The sequence below is a fragment of the Streptomyces sp. NPDC006372 genome (assembly GCF_040612515.1).
GTDB lineage: Bacteria > Actinomycetota > Actinomycetes > Streptomycetales > Streptomycetaceae > Streptomyces.
On record NZ_JBEXQJ010000039.1, the window covers coordinates 37,512 to 58,215 of the forward strand.

Annotated in this window: 16 protein-coding genes; 14 read left to right on the plus strand and 2 right to left on the minus strand. The window is 72.1% G+C overall.

Annotation, left to right across the window (positions count from 1 at the left end; translation table 11 throughout):
• Positions 1-79 precede the first annotated feature (79 nt).
• Positions 80-1,303, minus strand: coding sequence for a GAF domain-containing protein (locus ABZ016_RS36620; protein ID WP_356921049.1), 1,224 nt, complete (start codon positions 1,301-1,303; stop codon positions 80-82).
• 276 nt (positions 1,304-1,579) lie between these two features.
• Between ABZ016_RS36620 and ABZ016_RS36625 the strand changes: the two genes are divergently transcribed.
• Positions 1,580-1,882, plus strand: coding sequence for a hypothetical protein (locus ABZ016_RS36625; RefSeq protein ID WP_356921050.1), 303 nt, complete (start codon positions 1,580-1,582; stop codon positions 1,880-1,882).
• Here ABZ016_RS36625 and ABZ016_RS36630 read toward each other — a convergent pair.
• Positions 1,848-2,336: a hypothetical protein gene (locus ABZ016_RS36630; protein ID WP_356921051.1), complete on the minus strand. Its 489-nt coding sequence runs from the start codon at positions 2,334-2,336 to the stop codon at positions 1,848-1,850. The genes ABZ016_RS36625 and ABZ016_RS36630 overlap by 35 nt on opposite strands.
• Positions 2,337-3,006: 670 nt before the next feature.
• On the opposite strand from ABZ016_RS36630, the gene ABZ016_RS36635 reads away from it, so the two are divergent.
• The 13 genes from ABZ016_RS36635 to ABZ016_RS36695 all read left to right on the plus strand — a co-directional run bounded on the left by ABZ016_RS36635 (position 3,007) and on the right by ABZ016_RS36695 (position 20,692).
• Positions 3,007-4,872: a phage tail sheath subtilisin-like domain-containing protein gene (locus tag ABZ016_RS36635; protein WP_356921052.1), complete on the plus strand. Its 1,866-nt coding sequence runs from the start codon at positions 3,007-3,009 to the stop codon at positions 4,870-4,872.
• Between the two features lie 33 nt (positions 4,873-4,905).
• Positions 4,906-5,430: a phage tail protein gene (locus ABZ016_RS36640; protein ID WP_004003113.1), complete on the plus strand. Its 525-nt coding sequence runs from the start codon at positions 4,906-4,908 to the stop codon at positions 5,428-5,430.
• 104 nt (positions 5,431-5,534) lie between these two features.
• A complete protein-coding gene (locus ABZ016_RS36645) occupies positions 5,535-6,269 on the plus strand; it encodes a hypothetical protein (RefSeq protein ID WP_356921053.1) in 735 nt (244 codons plus the stop codon).
• A complete protein-coding gene (locus tag ABZ016_RS36650) occupies positions 6,262-7,017 on the plus strand; it encodes a hypothetical protein (protein ID WP_356921054.1) in 756 nt (251 codons plus the stop codon). Before ABZ016_RS36645 ends, ABZ016_RS36650 begins: the two co-directional genes overlap by 8 nt.
• Before the next feature lie 91 nt (positions 7,018-7,108).
• On the plus strand, positions 7,109-8,008 hold the full coding sequence (locus tag ABZ016_RS36655; RefSeq protein ID WP_356921055.1) for a Pvc16 family protein: 900 nt from the start codon (positions 7,109-7,111) through the stop codon (positions 8,006-8,008).
• 31 nt (positions 8,009-8,039) lie between these two features.
• Entirely contained in the window at positions 8,040-10,061 is a 2,022-nt protein-coding gene (locus ABZ016_RS36660) for an ATP-binding protein (protein WP_356921056.1), read from the plus strand.
• A complete protein-coding gene (locus ABZ016_RS36665; RefSeq protein ID WP_356921057.1) occupies positions 10,052-10,348 on the plus strand; it encodes a hypothetical protein in 297 nt (98 codons plus the stop codon). Before ABZ016_RS36660 ends, ABZ016_RS36665 begins: the two co-directional genes overlap by 10 nt.
• Entirely contained in the window at positions 10,345-17,205 is a 6,861-nt protein-coding gene (locus ABZ016_RS36670; protein WP_356921058.1) for a DUF4157 domain-containing protein, read from the plus strand. The genes ABZ016_RS36665 and ABZ016_RS36670 overlap by 4 nt, the downstream gene beginning before the upstream one ends.
• 13 nt (positions 17,206-17,218) lie before the next feature.
• Positions 17,219-17,911 (plus strand): hypothetical protein, encoded by a 693-nt coding sequence (locus tag ABZ016_RS36675; RefSeq protein ID WP_356921059.1) that lies wholly within the window; start codon positions 17,219-17,221, stop codon positions 17,909-17,911.
• Positions 17,908-18,609: a hypothetical protein gene (locus ABZ016_RS36680; protein ID WP_356921060.1), complete on the plus strand. Its 702-nt coding sequence runs from the start codon at positions 17,908-17,910 to the stop codon at positions 18,607-18,609. Before ABZ016_RS36675 ends, ABZ016_RS36680 begins: the two co-directional genes overlap by 4 nt.
• Before the next feature lie 8 nt (positions 18,610-18,617).
• The gene (locus ABZ016_RS36685; protein ID WP_356921061.1) at positions 18,618-18,989 is read left to right on the plus strand and encodes a hypothetical protein; all 372 of its coding nucleotides are present in this window, start codon (positions 18,618-18,620) and stop codon (positions 18,987-18,989) included.
• Positions 18,982-20,121, plus strand: coding sequence for a hypothetical protein (locus ABZ016_RS36690; protein ID WP_356921062.1), 1,140 nt, complete (start codon positions 18,982-18,984; stop codon positions 20,119-20,121). Before ABZ016_RS36685 ends, ABZ016_RS36690 begins: the two co-directional genes overlap by 8 nt.
• 34 nt (positions 20,122-20,155) lie before the next feature.
• Positions 20,156-20,692 (plus strand): phage baseplate assembly protein V, encoded by a 537-nt coding sequence (locus ABZ016_RS36695; RefSeq protein ID WP_356921063.1) that lies wholly within the window; start codon positions 20,156-20,158, stop codon positions 20,690-20,692.
• The last annotated feature ends 12 nt before the right edge of the window (positions 20,693-20,704 follow it).

Sequence of the window (20,704 nt, forward strand, 5' to 3'; positions counted from 1 at the left end):
GGGCCACGCCCCTGTGACGCTGACGCCCCTCACTGTGGTGCCCGGAGGTTGGCGCGAGGTTGGTGCCGCGAGGGGGAGTTCAGGCGCGCACGGCCGTGGTCAGCCGTCCCGCCGCGATCGCCCGGCGGGTGTCGCCCGGGTCGAGCAGGCGCAGCGCGTGCTGGTGTATCTCGGCGTCGTACGGTGCCCGTTCGCCGTAGCGCAGGGCGTGCTCCGGGCGGGTGCTCGCCAGGACGGCCTCGCGTACGGCCACTTCGAGGCGGGTGCGCCACTCCTCGATGCCGGGCGCCTGCGAGCGGGGGAGGAGCGGGCCACCGTAGAGGCGCAGGGCGGTGTCCGTGTCGCCCTGTTCCAGCGCGCGCAGCACGTCGGCCGCGTCGCAGGACACCGGGACCGTCAGGGCGTAGCGGCGGGCGGCGATGCCACCGTCCAGGGTGCGCCGCAGGTGGGAGATCTCCGCCTTGAAGGTGGACGCGGTGACCGGCCGGTCGCCGTACAGGGCCGCGCGCAGCCGTTCCGGTGAGAAGCCGTCGGGTTCGAGGGCGAGCAGGGTCAGGATCTCCAGCCGGCGGGGCCGCAGGGGCAGCGGCCGTCCCTCCCGCACGGCCTGTTCGGTGCCCAGGCAGGTGAGCCGTACCTCGCCCGGACGGTGCTGCTCCGTGGTCAGGCGGGCCTCGATCGTGGACACCAGGGTGCGCACCGTGGACATGGCCAGGGGGTGCGAGCGGTCCCAGGTGGTGGACAGGTCGAGGACGCCGAGGACACGGCCGTCGGGGCTGTGCACCGGGGCGCAGTAGCAGACCCAGCCGTGCAGGGCCGACACCAGGTGCTCGGCCGAGAAGACGGAGCTGGGGCGGCCGGTGCGCAGCGCGAGGGAGAGCGCGTTGGTGCCCATGGCCTGCTCGTCCCACCGGCCGCCCGGCGCGAAGTTGACCCGCTCGGCCTTGCGGCGCATGGTCGCGCCGCCGCATGTCCACAGGATGGTGCCGGACTCGTCGGTGACCGCCGTGACGAACCCGGCGTCCTCGGCGATGCTGTGCAACTCCCCGGAGAGGCCCGAGACCGGCCGGTGCAGCGGTGAGGAGGTCCAGCGCTGGTGCACCAGGCCGCCGTCGGTGACCGGGGCGCTGTCCCGCCCGGGGTCCACGCTGTTCAGCGAACGCGCCCAGGACTCGGTCACCTCGTGGCGCAACGCCGCGCTGCCGCCCGGCCGGGTGCCCGGGACGCTCAGCCGTGGCACCCAGCGGGACCATTCGTGCTCCAGTACGGCCCTGCGCTGCCCGAGGTCAGGGCGTTGTGACATGGCCTCTCCCTGCCGTCGTACGGGGAGGACCGGTTCGGGTTGCGGTGCCCGCCCGGTCCTCGGCCTGAGGTCAGTGTTACCGGACGCACAGGGCCGGGGTCGAGGAAACCATCAGAGCCGGTCTCCACCGTTCCGTGTGCCGGCGTGAACGGGCGACCGCCTGACTGGATGTTTGTCCGGTACTTGCGTGCCGCCGTACGGGTGATGGATTCACTCGACCCGACGGACGCGGCCCGGCACGCGTACCAGCGGCGTACGGAGTCGCGTTGCCCTGGCATGGACAGCAGTGAGACGGCGCAGCGCCCTCTCGGGACCGATGCCGCGCCCCGGTCGTATGCCGAACTCACCAGCGGATACGGAGGCCACCCGCCGATCTACGCGGCGCTGGTCGCCGAATGGCAGGCTCGTGGGCACGCCGTCCCGGAGCACCGTGACGGCCAGTGGGTCTCCTTCGCCGCCCCGTCCGCGAGCGAGACCTGGGCCGCCTTCACGACCTGGGCCGCCGGCCGGCATTCCGGCACCGCTGTCCCCGACGACGCACGCCTCACCAGCGGTCGGCCCCCACGTGCTCCGCGCTGACCGGCGCCAGCACGGCGAGTGTGCCGGTGGCCTCCCGCAGGGCCGACTCGAGCGTGCCGGGCGTGTGCAGGGCGCCGGTTCCGTCCGGCGGGACGAGCCACTCCAGGCGTCCGGCGGGCCGGTACGGCGGTGGCACGGCGACCCAGGAACCCCGTCCGACGTGCCGGACACCGAACCCGACCCACTCGCTGACAGGATCCGGCGGCAGGAAGAACCCCACTCTGCGTGCGGCGCAGTCCACCAGAGTGGGGCCGGGCGTCTTCAGCGGGTCGCGCCACAGGATGTCCAGGGCGAGCAGACCGAGCCGGTCGGGAACACTGAGCACGTCCCAGTAGCGCCCGGCCTCCACGAGTGCCGTTCCCGTGCCGTGGTCCCACTCCCGCTTGCACTCCTGGGGGTCCGTGGCGGCCGCGGCGAGCCACTCGACGGCTTGCTTCCACATGACGCTCTGCATGGCCACCCCAGGCGCTGTCGGCTGCGCCGCGACGGACGCTGGACACGGGCCGGTGACCCGCGGGCTTCGGGCCCCGCGTGCCGGTCCGGCGACCCCCATGTTTGTAGATATTTCTACGCGCTGGAAGGGGTGGCGCGGTCTGGCGTTTACGTGGGGCATGCCCCGGTCGAAAGAGGGCACCCGAAGGTGGATCCCGTAAGGGCTCGATCAACTTCGTACGCGTCCATGCCGCTCGGCTGAAACCGGCCATCGACGGTTGTGGACGACTCGCGGAGAAGTCGGGGAGCGGGGTCTTTTCGGCATGTCCTCCATGGCGTCGGCACATGGGCTGTGCGCAAGGTGTGGACCAGTCCCCGAGGGCGCGCGGGCACGATGTGCGAATCGCGGGAGTTTGCCTTCACAAAACCTTCCAGCCTGCTGGCCGGAAGCCGCCTTGTTCCGCCAACTCCGTTCGCAAGAAGGTGGGTTGAGCACTTGAGCATCAGGAGTCACAAGCGAGCTGCTTGACCCGTGCGACCGAATCGCACGGGTACGACGGGGGAACTGATGACGTGCGCGTGCCCACCGTCGGCGAACGGCAGGCAATCTCCGCACGCACGGTCCGAACATCCCTCCCTCACCGTCTCTTGGTGCCGTCGTCCGGTGCCCGAGACAGGGATTAGGAGGGGGAATGCCGATGAGCGCAGTGAGCGCCGCCAAGCCGACGTATCCCGGTGTCTACGTCGAAGAGCTTCCCAGCAGCACCCGCACCATCTCGACCCTGACCACTTCGGTGACCGCCTTCGTGGGCCACACCCGGCGCGGTCCGCTGAACGAGCCGGTGCGCGTCACCAGCTTCACGGAGTTCGAGCGCCGCTTCGGGGGGCTGAGCGCGCAGAGCGCCGTCGGCTACGCCGTTCACCAGTTCTTCGGCAACGGCGGCACCGTCGCCGTCATCGTCCGGGTCGCCAGGGCCGGCAGCGGCCAGGCCGCCCGCGTCACGCTGGAGTCCACCGAGGGCCACAGCGAGTGCGACGTCCTCGAGGTGCACGCCAAGGAGCCCGGCGTCTGGGGCAACGGGCTGCGCGTCGCCGTCGATCACGACACGCCCAGCCCCGACGAGACCTTCAACCTGCGCGTCCACGACGCCAAGGGCGAAGCCCGCGAGAGCTTCACCGGCCTGTCCACCGACCCGTCCAGCGGGCGGTACGTCCAGACCGTCGTCAACGCCGGGTCCCGGCTGATCCGCGTCGAGGTCGTCGGCGAGGGCCGTCCCGACCCGTCCGGCACCGTGTCCAAGCCGTTCGGGCACGAGCTGCCCGACCTCGCCGTCGACCTCACCGTCAAGATCGGCGACGTGGAGCGGGAGTTCACGCTCCACGACCCCGACTGCGACGGCGAGGCCCCTTCCTCCGTCGCCGAGCTGGCGCTGCTGCTGGAACGCAAGCTGCGCGCCCTGCCCGACGCGCCCGGCAAGCACGCCTTCGCGGGCGCCGAGGTCACCGCCTTCGGCCGGCGCGTGCAGGTCGTCGCGGGCTCCACCGACCCCGAGGACGTCGTCCGCTTCGTCGGTGAGTGCGCCAACGACCTGGGCCTCGAGGCCTCCGTCAACCCGCCCGTGTTCCCGCTGGAGGGCGGCGAGGACGGCGAGGCGCCCGGCCCGCGCGACCTCATCGGCTCCGAGGCCGACAAGTCCGGCATCCAGGCGCTGCGCGGCGTCGCCGACGTCAACCTGCTCGCACTGCCCGAACTCGCGGCGTACGAGAAGACCGAGGACGCCGTCACCGTCGTCTCCGCGGCCCAGCGGCTCTGCCAGGAACGGCGGATCTTCCTGCTCGTCGACGCGCCGAGCACCTGGGTCAGCGTGGACACCGCCCGCGCCGGGCTCGCCGCCTTCGACGCCGTGCGCGGCAACCACGCCGGGCTCTACTTCCCGCACCTCCAGCTCACCGACCCGCTCACCGGCCGGCTGCGCTCCTTCCCGCCGTCCGGCGCGGTCGCGGGCGTCATCGCCCGCACCGACTCCGAGCGCGGCGTGTGGAAGGCCCCGGCCGGCACCGAGGCGCGGCTGGCGGGCGTCCACTCGCTCACGGTCGACCTGACCGACCGCGAGACCGGCCTGCTCAACCCCCTCGGCGTGAACTGCCTGCGGACCTTCCCGGTGACCGGCCCGGTGGTCTGGGGCGCCCGCACACTGGAGGGCTCCGACGCCCTCGACAGCGAATGGAAGTACGTGCCGGTGCGGCGGCTCGCCCTGCACGTGGAGGAGAGCCTCCAGCGAGGCCTGCAGTGGGTGGTGTTCGAGCCCAACGACGAGAACCTGTGGCAGCAGATCCGGCTCGCCGCCTCCTCGTACCTGCACACCCTCTTCCGCCAGGGCGCCTTCAAGGGCGGCACGCCCCGCGAGGCGTACTTCGTCAAGTGCGACAACGACACCACGACCGCCGAGGACATCGAGAACGGCATCGTCAACGTCCTGGTCGGCATCGCGCCGGTCCGGCCGGCCGAGTTCGTGGTCGTCAAGATCCAGCAGACGTCCGGGCAGTTCGCGCTCTGAGGAACGCTCCAAGGAACCCCTGAGGACATGTCGATGGCAGAGTTCACAGTCAACGCCCATCGTTTCGACCCGTACAAGAACTTCAAGTTCCTGGTCCTGTGGGACGGTCGGACGGTCGCGGGCATCAGCAAGATCAGTCCGCTGAAGCGGACCACCGAGGTCGTCAAACACCGCCACGGCGGCGACCCCTCGTCCCCGCGCAAGTCGCCGGGCCGCTCCGAGTTCGAGGGCATCACCCTGGAACGCGGCGTCACCCACGACCCCGAGTTCGACCGCTGGGCCAACAAGGTCTGGCAGGTCGGCGCGGGCCTCGGCTCCGAGGTATCACTCGCCGACTTCCGCAAGGACATCGTGATCCAGGTCCTCAACGAGGCCGGGCAGGTCGCCGTCTCGCACAAGCTGTACCGGACCTGGCCGAGCGAGTACCAGGTCCTCGGCGAACTCGACGCCAACGCCAACGCGGTGGCCATCCAGTCGCTGAAGCTCGAGTGCGAGGGCTGGGAGCGGGACTACGAGGTGCCCGAGCCGGAGGAGCCCTCGTTCCTGAACCCGGCGTAGCGCTCCGCTGGGGGCGCCGTGGTGGGGTTGTTGTTCGTCTGCGGGTTCGTGGGGGCTGGTCGCGCAGTTCCCCGCGCCCCTATGGGGCACGTACTGGGGGAGGCATGGCCATCACACAGGCGGCCGATGTCCTGGCCACCTGGGAGAGCGGGCTGGCTCAGGCGGCGGCTGGGCGCGCCCTGCTGCTGCACGGGGCCGCGCGGCCCGAGCTGGGCGGTGACCGGGAGCGCCTGCTGGCGCTGCCGGTGGGGGAGCGGGAGGCGGATCTGTTCGCCCTGCGCCGGGCGCTGTTCGGCGAGCGGATGCAGGTGCGTCTGGAGTGCGCGGCGTGCGGCGCGGACATGGAGTTCGAACTGGACGCCGGGGAGTTCGCCCGCACCCTGGCCGGCCGGGGCGAGCCGCTGGTGCGGATCGCCGAGGACGGCTGGGAGATCGAGTTCCGGGTTCCCGGCGTCGCCGACCTGACGGCGGCGGCCCGGACGGCCGATCCGCGTCGGGCGCTTCTGGCACGGTGCGTGGTGAACGCCGTACGGGACGGGGAGACCGCCCCGCCGGACATGTTGCCCGCCGCCGTGCAGCGCCGGATCGCCGAGGCCGCCGAGGCCGCCGACCCGGGCGGCGACGTCACGCTCGACGTCGCCTGCCCCGACTGCGGTGAGGCCACCCGGGCCGAACTGGACATCGCCTCCTACCTGTGGACCGAACTGGACGCCTGGGCCCGGGACCTCCTCCTCGACGTCCATCTGCTCGCCACCGCGTACGGCTGGAGCGAGCCGGAGATCCTGGCGCTCAGCCCGCTGCGGCGCCGCTACTACCTGGAGCTGTGTGCGGATGTCTGAGTCCACCGCGGAAGGACGGCCGGAGCCCGACTTCCTCGACCGGCTGCTCGCCCGGCACGCGACACCCGCTGCGCGACGCCCCGGCGTGGCGCGGGTACGGCCGCGACTGGCCGGGCCGTTCGAGCGGGTCGAGGCGGTACGGGCCGCCGCACCGGCCCCGGACGGCACCGAGCCGCTGTGGCCCGTCGCCGCGCCGGCCGCCGTCGCCCGGCCCGACGCGGCACGCCCGGCGGCCCGCGAGGCCGTCCGTACGGAACGGAAGCGGACCGTCGTCCGGACCGAGCAGGCCCCGGCGCCCTTCGAACCCGCCCCCCGTCCGGACCGGCCGGCCGAGCCCGAGGGCCCGCTGCTGCGTCCCGCCACCCCCGCCGGCCCCGTGCTGCGGCCGGTCCCCGACACCGCGCGCCGCGCGGCGGGCCGGGGCCGTCCGGAGCAGGCGGCCCTCATGAACGCGGCGTCCGTGCCGACCCCCCCTGGTGCGGACGCCGCTTCCCCCGCCGCCGTGTCCGCCCCGTTGCTCCCCAGCGCGGCGGACACGGCGGCCGCACGGGACGCCGCCCGGCAGGCGGCGGCCCGACGGCCCGGGCGCCAGGCCGAACAAGTGGTGCAGGTGCAGATCGGCCGTCTGGAGGTCACGGCGGGCGGGACGCCCCAGGGCGGTGGCGGCGGGCCCCGGCCACGGGACGCGGAACAACGGCCCCGCGCCACGGTGAGCCTCGCGGACTACCTGGCCAGGGGGCGCGAGTGAGCCGCGACGACACGGCAGACCCACGACGCCGGACGAGAACGACCCGGACGAGAAGGACCAGGTCGAGGAGAGGGATCGAGGAACCGACGCCATGAGCAACGCACTTGCCCTCGCCCACGTCACCCAGGCCCTGGCCCTGCTGATCGAGGCCAACCTCCCGCCGGACATCGACATCGCGGTGAAGGTCGAGCCGCGCAAGCCACCGGTGGACCCGCCGGCCGAGCCGACCGTCACCGTGTTCCTGTACCAGGTCACGCCCAACACCTCGCAGCGCAACAACGACCTGCCGACCCGGGCGCCCGACGGCACGCTGGTCCGGAGGCCGGCCGCCGCGCTCGACCTGCACTACCTGATCAGCGCATACGGCGAGGAGTCGGAACTGGTCGGGCAGCGGCTGATCGGCTCCGTGGTGCGCACCCTGCACGAGATACCCGTACTGCCCAGGGACATCATCGAACTCGCGGGCCGGCGGCCCCACCTGGCCGGGAGTGACCTGGCCGACGCGGTGCAGCGGGTGCGGTTCACACCCACGGTGATGGACGTCGACGAGACGTCCAAGCTGTGGGGAATGCTGCACCAGACGCCGTACACGCTGTCGGTCGTCTACCAGGCCGTCCTCGTCGTCCTCGACGGCCGCGAGACGCCGGTGCCGGCGAAGCCGGTGGAACGGCCCGAGGTACGGGTGCTGCCGTTCGGGGCGCCGGACGCCCCGGTGCCGCCGAGGGCCGCCGCGACACCGGAGCCGGGACCGCAACCGGAGCCGGAGCCGACGGAACCGGACGCGGCGCCCCGGCAGGCCGACGCACCCGGGAAGTCCGTCGCCAAGGCACCGGTGAAGGCCCCCGCGGTGAAGGCCGCCCGGAACCGCAAGGCGGCGCAGACTGCCAGGACCGGAAAGAAGGCACCCACCAAGTCCGCCAGGACCGCCAAGTCCGCGCAGGCCCGGCCGACGGCAGAGAACACGGGCGGCGAAGAGGACACGGAGAACTGAGGCCATGGGAGCGACGGGGGCAGGTGAGGACATGGACACGCGCGGAACGCCGGCGACGCCGGGCGACGGGCCGACGCTGGCCACCGAGGTCGAGCGTGTCCTGGCCCGCGTCGACGCCCACGCGCGGGGTGCGGCCGGTGACGCGAGCGGCGAAACAGCGGGCGCGGCCGGGGAGGAGGGCGGCGGAACAACGGGCGCGGCCGGGCCGGAGACCCACGGAGCAGCCGGACACCGCCTGGCCGACGGCCCCGGTACCGCACCCCTCGACGCCCTGGTCGCCTGCTTCGGACTGACCCCTTTCGAGCGGGACCTCGTACTGCTCACCGCCGCGCAGGAGCTGCACCCCACGACCGCCGCCCGCTGCGCCGCCGCCAGTGGTGACCCGGAGCGGGCGTACCCGACGTTCTCGCTGGCACTCGCCGCCCTGGCCGAACCGCACTGGAGCGCCCTGCCCCCCGTGTCGCCGCTGCGGCGCTGGCGAATCCTGGAACTGGACGACGAGTCACGCCTCACGACCACCCGGCTCCGGCTCGACGAGCGCATCCTGCACTTCCTGCTCGGCTCGCCCTACCTGGACGCCCGGCTGCACGGCCAGTTGCGCCGCACCGACGTGCCCGACCGGCTGCCACCGTCGTACGACCTCGCCGCGAGCGAGATCGCGGCCGGCTGGACCGACGGCGCCCGCTCCGACGCGCCCCTGCTCGTCGAACTGGTGGGCGGCGACCTGCGCAGCCGCGCCGACATCGCCGCCGCTGCCGCCGCCCGCGCCGGGCTCGGCCTGTACGCCCTCGGCGCCGAGGACATCCCCGTCGATCCCGCCGAGCGCGACCGGTTCGCGCGGCTGTGGCAGCGCGAGGCGATCCTGCTGCCCGCCGCGCTGCTCGTGGAGTTCGGCGAGCCGGACCGGGAGCAGCGGGCCGCGACGGAGGCGTTCCTGGCCGGGGCGGCCGTACCGGTCGTCGCTTCGAGTGCCGATCCCCGCCGGTCGGAGCGCCCGCACGGTACGCGGGTGGCCGTGCCGCGCCTGGACGACGACGAACAACTCGCCCTGTGGGCGGATGCGTTCGGCGACGTGGTCGATCTGGAGGAGACGGAACTGCGGTCCCTGATCGCACAGTTCCAGCTGCCGCCGCACATCGTCCGCTCGGCCGCCGCAACCGTTCGCCGTGAACTGCCCCACGAGGACGAGCTCGACGCCGCGGGCCTGGCCTGGCGGGCGGGTCTGGACGAGGCCCGGGTCGGCATGGACGAACTCGGCCGCCGCATCGAGCCGCAGGCCGGCTGGAACGACCTCGTGCTGCACGAGCGGCAGACCGGCGTGCTGCGGGAGATCATCGCGCACGTCCGGCAGCGGTCGGTGGTTCACCAGGAGTGGGGCTTCGCGGCGACCCTCCGCAGAGGCCTCGGCGTCACCGCTCTCTTCGCGGGTGGCTCCGGCACCGGCAAGACCCTGGCCGCCGAGGTCATGGCCCGGGAACTGGGCCTCGACCTGTTCGTCGTCGACCTCTCCCAGGTCGTCAGCAAGTACATCGGTGAGACGGAGAAGAACCTCCGCCGTGTCTTCGACGCCGCTGAACGCGGTGGCGCGCTCCTCCTCTTCGACGAGGCCGACGCACTGTTCGGCAAGCGCAGCGAGGTCAAGGACAGCCACGACCGGTACGCCAACCTCGAGGTCAGCTACCTGCTGATGCGGATGGAGGCCTACCGCGGCCTCGCCGTCCTCACCACCAACATGAAGAAGGCCCTGGACAACGCCTTCCTGCGGCGCATTCGCTTCGTCGTCGACTTCCCCTTCCCGGCCGAGCACGAGCGCGCCGAGATCTGGCGCCGCGTGCTGCCGCCGCAGGCCCCGGTGAAGGACATCGAACCGCGCCTGCTCGCCCAGCTGACCGTGGCGGGCGGCTCGATCCGCAACATCGCCCTGTCCGGGGCGTTCCTCGCCGCCGAGGAGGGCGAGGCGCTCCAGATGCGGCACATGCTCGCGGCGGCCCGTACCGAATACCTCAAACTGGAACGCTCCTTGACGCCGACGGAGGTCCGCGGATGGGTGTGACACCGACGGCGCGGACGACACCGACGCCGCGCGAGATCCGGGTGGAGATAGGCGAACTGGTCCTCACCGGGTTCCGCGCCGACCCCGACCGGGTGTCCGCCGCGTTCGAACGCGAACTGACCCGGCTGGTCCGCGAGCGGGGCCTACCCGCCGACGGCCCGTGGACGGCCGACGTCCTGTCCGGCCTGCCGCCGCTGCCCGCCGGGCTGTCCGCGCGCCGCCTCGGCCAGGAGCTGGCGCGCGCGGTGCACGAGGGTTTGTGCGGTCGTGGGGAGGTGTGCTCATGAGCAACTCCCGTGCCAAGGAGAGTAGTTCGGAGCAGTCCGCCGAGCAGCGCCGCCGCAAGCGCAAGGAGCGCGCGGCCACGTCCCGTGCCCCCGAGCCCAAGGACATCGTCAGCGGCGCCGGACAGCCGCTCGACCCGGGCGTCCGACGGGAGCTGGAGGAGCGCCTCGGACACGACCTGAGCCGCGTCCGCCTGCACACCGGCCGGGACGCCGGGCAGCTCGCCGACCTGCTCGGCGCGGACGCGGTCGCCGTCGGCCAGGACATCTTCTTCCGCGAGGGGGCGTACCGGCCCGGCACCGACGAGGGCCGCCGCCTGCTCGCCCACGAGCTGTTGCACACCGTGCAGAACCCGCACGGCCTCGGCACCCTGCGGGCCGGACGTGACCTGGGCGCGGTGAGCCTGCCGCAGCAGGCCATCGAGCGTGAGGCGGAGTCGGCGGCCCAGGACCTGGTGCGCGACACGGACTCCGGCGCGTCCGGCTCGGCCGCGAAGGTCGAGCAGGGGCAGGCCACCCCCGGCTGGCTCCGCTACGCGACCGTCGACGCCGACCGCCGGCGTACCGAGCAGCTCGACCCCGCCACCCTGGTCGACCGCATCGCCAACGGCCTGCTGCGGTCCCTGCGCGGTGACCCGGAGGACCGCTCGGGCCGGGTACGACGCCAACTGGCCCGTATGGCACCCGAGGTGCAGGACACCGTCCTGGACCGGCTGGAACTGCGGTTGCCCGCGCCCGTCGTCGACCGGCTCCTCGAAGGAGTGGAGGAGACGGAGCGGCGGGGCCCGCTGCCGATGGACGCGACGGTGGCGCCGGAGGCGGTGGCGGGGGCGGCCGAGGAGGTCGAGGAGGAGCGAGCGCGCGAGGACTCCGAGCCCGAAGCAGGCGCCGCCTCACAGGACCGGGACGAGCGGCGGAACGACGAAGGCGAGGCCGGCGGAGAACGGCGGGACGAGGGGGCGGGGGAGCGGCGGGACGCCGGGGCGGCGGACCGGGACGGCGCTCAGGACGCGGCCCAGGGCGAGGCCGGCTCGGCCACGCGGCAGCAGGAGCACGCGAAGGACGAGCAGGACCGCTCCGAGGCCCAGCGGGAGGAGAAGGACGCCTCCGGCCGGGACGCCCACAAGGACGCCGATGACGAACGCCAGGACGCCTCGGACACCGACCGCGCGCAGCAGGACCAGGACAGGCAGGACGACCGGGACACCGAGGAGGAGGGCGGGGCCGACGACGGGGCCGCCCAGGAGCCCGAGAAACAGGCCGTCGAGGAGGAGGAGCGGCGTCAGGGCGAAGGCCCGGGCGAAGCGGCCGGCCGGCGGGCAGTGGCCCCGGGCACGATCGACCGCAGCGGTGCCGAGCCCGGCGAGAAGCCCCGCACCGGGGGCGGACCGGGCCCGGCCCGCACGGTCGGCGACCCGGAGAACGAACAGGACGCCGACGACGAGCCGTTGGGACTGGACGCGGAACCCGCGCAGGACGACACGGAACGGGAATCGGCCGACGACGCCGCGTCGGCGGCTGACGGGGAGCCCGTCCCCGACGCCGACCTCGTCGGATACACCGACGCGGCCAGGAACCCTGGTCTCGCGGAGGAACGGCGCAGGGGCACGGCCGCGCTGCCCGGCCTGTCGTCCGTCGGTGACGCTCCGGCGCCTGACCCGGCACCGCAGGAGGCCCGGCGGGACCAGGACGCGGCGTCGCGTTCCGAGGAAGAGGGGAGCGACCGTGAGTCGTTCGAGGACCTCCTGAGCGCTGCGACCGAGGAACAGGGGGCCGGACCGTCCGGGATAGGCGGTGGTCTCGGCACGGGGTCCCCGGAATCCTCGGCGGCGGACGCCTCTGTCGCGGATCCGGTACGGAAGCAGTCGGACGAACGCAAGGAGGACGCCGAGGCCGCGCGGCGCGACGAGGAGGCACGCGCCTCGGACGCCGCCGCCGGTGGGACGGTCGCCGGGCCCGGTGAGACCGCGGCGCCGGACCAGTTGGCCAAGGCCGGGCAGGACGCCCGCGCGCAGGACGCCGGTTCGTCCTCGGGCGGGGGCGGGACGGGCGCGGACAAGGGCGGCGAGAGCAAGCCGCAGAGCGACAACAAGTCGGCGGCGGGAGCCCCCGACCGCAGCGGCGCCAAGGAGTCCGGTGCCGGTGCGGACAAGGCCCAGGACAAGCAGACGGACCCGCAGACCGGCAAGCAGGCCGACAAGCCCGAGGGAGGCTCGGAGGACGGCCGGGGCGAAACCGCCGGGGGCCAGGGGGCCACCGCCCCCACGCCCGAGGCCTCGCCCGGCGGCGGCCAGGACGCCACCGAGGGCAAGGGCCCCGCCACCACCCCCGGCCCGGAGAGCGGCCCGGACAAGGTCTCCACGCCGGGACCCGCGAGCGCCCCGAAACTGGCACCGGGCAACGGTCCTTCCCCCATGGCCGCGGGGCCGGAACCGAAGACCAACACGCCCAAGGCCGCCGAAGCCCCGGCGTCCGGCGGCGGTTCAACGGCTTCCCGCTCCCGCCCGGCGGGCAGCAAGCGCCAAGCGGCACGGCAGGCGGCGAAGACCGCGTCGCGCCGCGGCGGCTCGGGCAGCGGAGGCGGTCGCAAGTCCCCGGCGCCCGCCCCCGTCCGCTCCGGCGGCCGTTCCTCCGCATCCGGCGGCTCCAAGGCGAACCCGAAGCCCAAGAAGCAGGCCCCGCCCCCGGACGTCTCCAACGCCACCCCCGAGTCCGGACTGTCGACGGCCGCGGGGCTCAAACCGCACCAGGCCCTGGAGACCCTCAAGGGCGTCGGCAGCGCGGTCGGCCGCTCCGTCGACAAGGAGCGCACGGCCCTGCGCAAGGCGCCGCCCAAGATGCAACGGCCCTCCGGCTCCCCGCGCACGGTTCCCGGGGGCCCGAAGACGGCGGCCCCGGGCACGTACACGAACGCCAAGGTCGCCCGTACGGAGGCCGCCCCGGGCAGGACGCCCGAGATCTCCGGCGAGCAGAAGCCGGAGGGCGAGGTCCCGGGCGCGAACGTGCCGGAGCCCAGCTGGTGGGACATCGCCGTCACCATCGGCGCCCAGCTGCTCGGCAAGCTGCTGAAGGAGATCCTGCCGCTCGACGACCTGATCGACTCCATCCTGGGCCTGCCGACCAAGGACGAGGGGCTGAGGAACGCCCGGGTGGGCGACGCACCGAAGCTTCCGCTGGAGGACGACTCGGACCCGCGGCGCACCGACGAGCAGGGGCAGAAGCTCGACGAGCGCAAGAGGGAGCTGCACCGGTCGGGGCGTGAGGACGCGGCCCGCCCGATGGGCGAGGATCAGATCTATCCCGACGTGCCGAAGGAGACCCTGACCGGCAAAGTGGCCGGCGGCAAGAAGTCGGCGAAGGCCGGTGGCGCGCGATCGGTGTCCGGCGGCGGGGTGCCCGTCGAGTCCGCCTCCGCCGTGGCCGAGCACGACCGGGGCCCGCAGATCCAGGCCGGTTTCTCCCAGGGCCGCCAGAAGATGGGCCAGGAACGCCAGGCCAAGGACAAGAAGGCCGCGGACGACCGCAAGCAGCACGACCAGGACCTCAAGAAGGAGGTCACGGCCAGCGGCAAGAAGCAGTCCGACGCCCGCGACAAGGGCCGCTCCGACATCGCCGACTCACGGGACCGGTGGCGCAAGGAGCAGGACGACAAGGTCTCGGAGATCGACGACAAGAAGGGCAAGAAGTACGACAAGGTCCGCGACGACATCAAGAAGAAGGAGGAGGACACCGACAAGGACGTCGACAAGCGGACCGAGGACGACAACAAGAAGATCGACGACGAGCAGACGGGCGCCGAGAAGGAGGCGGAGAAGAAGCAGCAGGACGGCAAGGACGACGCCGACAACTGGCTCGAAGAGGCCATCGAGAAACTCAAGGAGTTCTTCGAGAACCTCAAGAACGCCATCAAGAGCGTCTTCGAGAAGGCCCGTCAGGTCGTCACCGACCTCATCGACAAGTTCAAGCAGCAGGTATTCAAGCTCATCGACGACGCCCGCAACTGGGTCATCGACCAGATCAACACCTTCGCCGACGCGCTGATCGCGCTCGGGGACGAACTCCTCGCCGACTACCCGGCGATGCGCGACAAGTGGCGGGGCACCATCGACGGTGCGCGCGACTGGGCCGTGCAGAAGGTCAACGAGGCCGCGGACGCGCTGAAGGAGGTCGCGGGCAAACTCCTCGACGGACTGTGCGGAGCGCTCCTGGCCGGGCTCGACGCCCTGGAGGGCGGTCTGCTTTCGGCGGTCGACATCGCCGAGACGGTGACCGTCGGCGCGCTGGAGTTCGGCGCCGCCGCCGTCGCCGCGCTCGGCGAGTGGGCGGCCATCTTCAACGACATCGTCTCCGACCCGGGCGACTGGATCAGCAAGGCCGGAGCAGCCGCGGAGACGGGCGCGAAGGAACACCTCTTCCAGGAGATCAAGACCGCGGTCCGGGCCTGGTTCGATCAGAAGGTCCAGGAGATCATCGGCATCCCGCTGGAGGACTTCCAGGAGCTGGTCTCCGGCGGCGTCACCGTCGAGCAGATGGCGCAGATGGCCTGGGACGAGGCGCTGCCCCAACTGCCCGTCATCATCGGCGTGATGGTCGTGGAGAAGGTCGTCGCCAAGCTCATCCCCGGCGCCGGCTGGGTCATGGCCGTCATCGACGCCCTCCAGACCGCCTGGGGCGCCCTCAGCGAGATCCTCGCCGCCTTCGGCCTGTTCATGGACTTCCTGAAGGCGGTCAAGAGCGGCAACGGCGCGCTGCCGTTCGCGAAGGCCGTCGCGGCCGGGGTCGTGGCCCTGCTGGAACTGATCTACCAGTTCCTCGTCGAGGGGGTCAGCCGCTTCATGGGCAAGGTGGCCGAACGGCTCGGCGGCATGCTCAAGAACCTCCGCAACAAGAAGAACAAGCCGGGCTCCTCCGATGACAAGCCGGACGCCCCGGACAAGCCCAAGGACGAGCGCCCCGCCCCCACGGACGACCGCACGCCGTCCCCCGACCGCCCGGCCGACCGCATGGACGACAAGCCCGGCAACCGCCCGACGTCCCCCCGCAAGCCGCCCCCGGACAAGACCTCCCGCCCCCCGTCGAAGCCACGCCCCGGCAAGCGCTCCACCCCGGAGAAGAAGTCCCGCCCGTCCCACACCACCCGCCCGAGGAAGCGCCGGGACGACGACGAACGCCGGGACGAGGGGCGGGACGTGAACGCCGCGAGGCGCCGCATGAGGGACGCGGAACGCCGTATGAAGGACGACGACAAGACCGAGCGGCCTGGCACACCGTCACGCCGCGGCCCGGCCCGCGACACGCTGCGTCCCGACCGGCGCCGGGACACGGACGACCGCGACCGCGACCGTGATCGCGTGACCAAGGACACCCGCCCGGGCGACCGCCGCCGTGACCAGGACCGCCACCGCGACGACGCCCGCAGGCCCGACCGCCGACCGCCCGGCGCCCGCCGCGACACCGACAACGACCGCCGCCGCGACGACGACCGCAGTCCTGACCGCCGTCGCGACAGCGACAAGGACCGCTCCCGCCGGCGCCCCCTCCGACGCGCCCGCCAGACCATCAAGTCAGCGGTCGACCGCGCCCGCCGCGCAGCCGCCAAGCTCTCCGGCAAGGCCCGCCGCCGGATCGGCAACGGCCTCAACGAGCGGTTGCGGCGACTGCGGGAGCAGTGGCGGCGCCGGGACGACCGGGCCAGGGACCGGACGGGCAACCGCGACCGGAGGCGCCGTGACGACCGCAAGCCTGAGGAAACGACCTGGGAGCAGACCATGCCCAGGGTGCACTTCCGCAATCTGGACGGTGAATCGCACACCCTGATGTTCCGGGGGCGGGGACCGACTGCCGACATGGTGGTGCGGAGCCAGACCGACCCGGTGACCGACTACCTGGACAAATGGAAGACGGAGGCCGACCAGCTCACGGAGTTCCCCGATCGTCAGAGTCGTCAGTTGGAAGCCATCCGCTCCGCACGCGCCCAGCACGTCCGGGCCGAACAGGTCAAGCGGAGGCTGCCGCCCCGGGGCACGACGACCCGTACAGGGGAGCTCGAATACCGGGCCCTGCGCGGCGCGCTCGGCAGGCTCGGACGCTTGCTGGAACTCCGCGAGATCGATCCGAGCAGGCCGCCGCTCCTCCCCATGGTCCTGCCGCCCTACACGGACGGTGTACGTGGCCATGGATTCCAGGCCACCGGTATCAACAAGACCATCAAGAACCACAAGGGCGAGAAGCCGCGCGGGAATCCGAAGATCCCGCTCGGGTGGGACCTGGTGCCCGCGAATCTCCGGAAGGACACGGCCTGGGTGCGTATGCACCTGTTCACCGAGAAGTTCGGAGGAAAGGCCACGGGATCGAACCTCGTCCCCGCTCCTGGGACCGCGGTGAACAGCCGATTCGCCTACCGAGTCGAGCTGCCCGCCTTCAAGGCGATCACCAAGGATCCGAGCATCGCGATGATTTGGTACAACTTCGACGTCAGCTTCTACAGCGGTGCGGACGAGTACTTCCCCAAGAAGATCTCCATGGCCTGGGGGAAGTACGCCCCCGCCGGCAACACCTGGCGGAAACAGCCGACCGAGGGCCACTACACGCGCGACAACATCCAGCGTCCGAACGCCCTCGATTCCAGGTTCGACATCAACGGTAAGGGTCCCGATTCCATCAGGACCGAATTCGGCGTCAGCCGGGCCTTCGCCCAGGCACTTCGCGACGAGTCGCCCTACCGCGACATCTTCCAGCTGATCGTGCGGATGAAGGCGTACAAGAAACGCCTCGCCGCCGCATCACCCGGCAAGCTGAGGAACTTCGACAGCGAGCTCGCGGCCGTCGTCGCCAAGAAGAACGACATTCGCTTCACCTAGGAATCAGAGGACCATGGCGCGCTACACGGAACAGGAACTCAGGTACCTCAGGCTCCTGGACGAACTGCAGGAAGCCGACGGGGTGGACGTCCGCTACGAGGAGAGGGGGGAGATCGAGGAAGCGACGGGCGAGGCGCCGGAGGCCTTCGCCCTCATCGAGGAGTGGCAGGGTGTCCGCTTCGCCCCGGAACTCCAGCGGGCCTTCCTGCGGTTCGACGGAGTCTCGTCCCACTGGACGCTCACCGAGGGCGCGACCACGCTCAGCGGTGAGTTCTCTCTGCGTCACCTTCCCGCAGCCCTGTTCGCCACCGGTGAGACCCTCATCCACGACGATCTGCCGGCGGACGTGCGTGCCCTCTACGAGGAGTTCCGCGTGTTCGACGAACAGCCGAGGACCGGAGCCGGAACGCTCGCGGCGCTGCGCCTTCCGTCCGTGGTGACCGAGACCATCTCACCCGAGGTCTGGTACTACGACAGTTCCGACGGGGCGTGTCTGCTGGACATCGACTACGCCCAGTACCTGGACGCGCTTCTCGTCACCAAGGGGACGTTCGGCTGGCAGTACCTGTTCGCCGACGTCGATCTGGGGGAGAGCGGACTCGGGAGTGTGGCGGACGATCTGCGGACCATGCTGGACGTCTTCCCGCAACTCTTCCCCGGCCACGACTACTCGGACCTCCGCACCCGTCTGGAGGCCCGCCTGTGACCCGCTACGCCGACATCCCCAAGCCCATCCGCTCCGGCATCGTCGTCGTCAACCCCGACACCGGCACGCCCCAGCGGATCATCGTGCTCCAGTTCAACCCGGACACCCTCGAACGCAGCGTCAGCCCCCAGTCGGCGGGAGACAGTGGGGACGCCGGTGGGGGTGGCACCGGCAGTGGAGACCGCAACGAGGCGTTGCGGCTCAAGGGCCCCGCCCAGGAGACCTGGAAGTTCACCGCAGAGATCGACGCCACCGACCAGTTCGAGATCGCGGCGCCCGACGGCATCCACCCCCAGCTCGCCACGCTGGAGATGCTCGTGCAGCCGACCACCGCGCAACTGCGCGCCGCGAGCAGGCTCTCACAGCAGGGCGCCATCGAGATCAGCCCCATCGAGATGCCGCTGACGCTGTTCACCTGGGGGAGCAAGCGGGTCATGCCCGTGCGGCTCACCGAGTTGTCCGTGAACGAGTCCGCCTTCGACGTGAATCTCAACCCGATCCGCGCCTCACTCAGCATCGGCATGAAGATCCTCACCGTCAGCGACCTGCCGGCGGGGCACCGGGGTGCCGACCTGTACATGGCCCACCTCGCCCAGAAGGAACGGCTGGCCGCGGCCGCGAGGAGCGGCAGTCTCGGCACGCTGGGGCTCGGCGGGGGCATCGGGGCAGCAGCCGGCGCGTCGATCAGGAGGGGATGAGCCACACCATGGCCGACATCGAACCGTACGAGAGCGCCCTGGACGCCATACCGGGCGCCCATCCGTATCCGCGCACCAGCAGGTACCACGACGCCGAGATCGGGGTGCACCGCAGAGCCGACGGGACAGAAGTCCGGTACACCAAGCGGCGGTTGCTGCCACCCCTCGACGACACCGACCAGGAGCCCCAGCAGCACGTCGTCGGCGCCGGCGAACGCCCCGACCTGCTCGCCCAGCGCTACTTCGGCGACCCCGGCCAGTGGTGGCAGATCGCCGACGCCAACCCCGTACTGGACCCGCGGGAGTTGACCGACGAGGCCGGACGCGTCATCGACATCCCCCTGGGCGGCGGCTTCACCCGGGGAGACCGGCGTGTTTGACCTGCCCGTGGGACAGGGCCCCGTGCACATCACCCTCCTCATGGGGCCCAAGCTCGCCCGCCCCGTGCCCGCCGAGGTCACCGAGGCCCTGCTCTCCGCCCAGATCACCGCCACCGCGGGCGAACGCAGCGGATTCCAGCTGGCGTTCGACCTCACCAAGAACGGCATCATCAGCCGCCGGCTCCTGCCCGAGGGGTTCTTCGACCCGAAGACCCGGCTCATCGTGACCGTCAGCGTGCGCGGCACCTCCGACGTCCTCTTCGACGGGCTCGTCGTCCGGCACGAGGTCGGCGCCAGCAACCGGCCCGGCCACTCCACCCTCACCCTCACCGGCGAGGACCTGACCCTGCTCATGGACCTGGAGGAGCGCACCGCCCGGTACCCGAACCTGCCGCCCTCCGAGCGGGTGCTCGCCATTCTGCGCCGCTACTCCGACTACGGCATCCGGCCCGACGTCTACACCGAGAAGGTCGCCCAGCCCCCTCACCAGGACCTGCGCGTGCACTACCAGACCGGCACCGACCTGAGCTACGTCAGTGACCTCGCCCGCGCCAACGGATACACCTTCTACCTGGAGCCCGGCCCGAACCCCGGCCAGTCGTCCGCCCGCTGGGGGCCCGAGGTCCGGCTCGGCATCCGCCAGCACGCCCTCAACGTCAACATGGACGCCCACTCCACCGTCGACCAGATGACGTTCGCCTACGACGGGACGGCGAGGGAGGAACCGCAGGCGCGGTGGCAGGACCCCGGCACCCGGCAGTCCACCCTCCTGCCGCAACCCCCGATCAGCCCGCTGCGGCCGCCCCTCGGCCGCCGCCCCACCCCCGCCCTCAAACGCAGGACGCTGTCCGGCACCGCCAAGCAGCAGCGCGAGCAGGCCGAGGCCGAACTGCTCGCCCGCGCCGCCGTCTCCGCGGACGTCGTCTCCGGCTCCGGCTCCCTCGACGTCAACCGGCACGGCTACATCCTCCAGCCGCGCCAGCTCGTCGGCGTGCGCGGCGCCGGCCGGGCGTACGACGGCGACTACTACGTCAAGTCCGTCACCCACAACCTGCGGCCGGGCTCGTACCAGCAGAACTTCACCCTCTCGCGAGAGGGCCTCGAAGCCCGCGGCGACTACGTCCGGCCCTAGCGGCCGACCCAACGGAAACCAGGAGCAGTTCAGCATGGCGGCACCCAGCAATCGCTACCTCGGCAAGTTCCGCGGCCGGGTCGTCGACAACAACGACCCGCTGCGCATCGGCCGCGTCACCGTCGAGGTGCCGGACGTGCTCGGGGACGAGCCGTCGACCTGGGCGCTGCCCTGCCTGCCGTTCACCGGGCCGGAGTCCGGGCAGTTCGTGGTGCCGCCGCCCGGCGCGGGCGTGTGGGTGGAGTTCGAGCAGGGCGATCCCAGCTTCCCGGTGTGGACGGGCTGCTGGTACGGCGCCGCCGAGGAGCTGCCGCCCGACGCGCGCCGCGAACTCCGGGCGAACTCGCCCAGCAAGCCGGTCGTCGTGCAGACACCGCAGGCGCACAAGCTGGTCATGAACGACACGCCCGGCACCGAGCAGGGGATCCTCCTCCAGGCCCAGGGCGGCGCCTACATCCGCATCACCGAGGAAGCCGTGGTCATCGCGACCGGCGCCGGCGCCGAGATCGTGCTGCGCGGACGCGAAGTGACCATCAACGAAGGCCAGTTGACCGTGCTCTCGAAGCGATAGACGGGGGATCAG